This is a genomic window from Paenibacillus sp. P4_E11, assembly GCF_056401635.1.
In genome coordinates, this window is sequence record NZ_JBFUIX010000421.1 from 1 (window position 1) to 1,655 (window position 1,655).

Consider the following 1,655-nt stretch of genomic DNA (forward strand, 5'->3'; position numbering starts at 1 on the left):
ACGTATGTGTTACTTTCAATTAACAACGGCATGGGTTCATTTAACGCCTCGTTGTTGACGATTACTTTCACACTGTTAGAAGGATTAATTATAGACGCCGCTAACACATGACCAGAACTTAATAGTAAGATACAGATAAAAAAAAGAGCTGCCTTCCGAATAGTAACCCCTCCAAAATTTTCAAAATGTATACTTACGATATCATTATTAATTGTAAAATTCTAGTAGTCATTCCGGTTGCCATGCTTATTGTAAAAAAAAAAAAAAAGAGCCTGCCGCTGATGAACTGGCAAACCCCTCTTGATCACTACCCCAAACCAATCTCAACCCAACCTCCTGCAGGTAATCGCTGTAATCGACTTCAAACAATCCATTCCCCATAGAGACGAATGGCCTCTCTTCTCCATCCACCAACACGCGGGACGGGACCGTCTCCGAGTGAAAAGCAAACCGCCCGCCTTCCTGAAGACGAACGATCGCCGTGTTCCCGCGGTTACGTTGATCCAGAACAGAATGACGGAGACATATTTGTTGGTCAACCCCAACGGGGACACCCCGCCCTCGACCATTGGCACAAGCAAGAACAGCTTGTATTGCTCGGGCTGCAGGACGAACGGAAAACCTTCACCAACTTCCAACACCCGGCTTTCCCGAGAGAATTGCTCTAAAGCACGACGCGCCCCGCCGATAATCCCGGCACATCCGCTCTCGATACGACGCCTTGCCGCTCGCCGCGTAATGTCCTGGTTGAACTATCGTGCCCGTTAAGGGTTGACTTCATTCCTTCGAAATACCTAGAGGATTAGGGTCAATAATCGTATATCATCTAATTCGCTCCTCTTCTCCTTATCAAACGAGAAGCGCCAGGTCATCTTAAAGTGGGCTTTATTTTCAGCTACTCATTTTTGGATGTTTTTTATTACGAATATACCGCTCGATGTCTATCCTTTGAAAGCCTCGGTTGGAGAGGTCTTTGACGAGCACACTATTGTTGACCATGTCGGCGACAGAGTGGCTGTCGGAAGAGACAAGCATTGGGATACCCTGCTCCGCTGCCATTCGAATGATCGGTTCGTCGACAGAATTGTACCGAACGTTTATCTCAAGGATTTTACCAGACACTCCGATAAGATCAACGAGTTCTTTAATCGGGAGCTGACGGCTCTCAATGCCGAAACCTTTGAGTTCAGACAAGGGATGGGCAATAATGTCCACCAGCGGGTTATCCAGCATACGGCGGAAGGAGACGAACCAATGTCCCGCAATCTCGTTTCGGGAAATGTGGGCATCGTTGGTCTTGGAGTAAAATCCTTGGGGCTTGGGTATGCGGTGAAATGAACCGAGGATAAGATCCACGAGTGGGAGGAAGGACGCATCGGCGTCGATATCCCCGTCCAAGGTTAACACTTTGGCTTCGATGCCTGAATAGACTTGGATTAAACCGCGGAATTTGGTCTTTAGCTGTTCTAGATGCTCTGCATAGTCCGGCACCCAAGCGCTTGTCCTCCAAACATGGTCTGTGATCGCAACTCCCTCGTACCCCAGCTCGACAGCAGTCTGAATCATTTCTTCAGGCGTATTTTTCCCGTCAGAATAGTTAGAGTGTGTATGAAGATCCATCAGCATTATAGAAAACCTCCTTCCAATGCCGAACC

2 protein-coding genes are annotated in these 1,655 nt (G+C 47.7%); both read right to left on the reverse strand.

Features of this window, described 5'->3' with window-relative positions; translation table 11 throughout:
• Positions 1 to 323: 323 nt before the first annotated feature.
• Positions 324 to 638, reverse strand: a complete 315-nt coding sequence (locus AC1DWB_RS34700) for a hypothetical protein (protein WP_477545619.1) — start codon at positions 636 to 638, stop codon at positions 324 to 326.
• 253 nt (positions 639 to 891) lie between these two features.
• The gene (locus AC1DWB_RS34705; RefSeq protein ID WP_477545620.1) at positions 892 to 1,626 is read right to left on the reverse strand and encodes a PHP domain-containing protein; all 735 of its coding nucleotides are present in this window, start codon (positions 1,624 to 1,626) and stop codon (positions 892 to 894) included.
• Positions 1,627 to 1,655 lie beyond the last annotated feature (29 nt).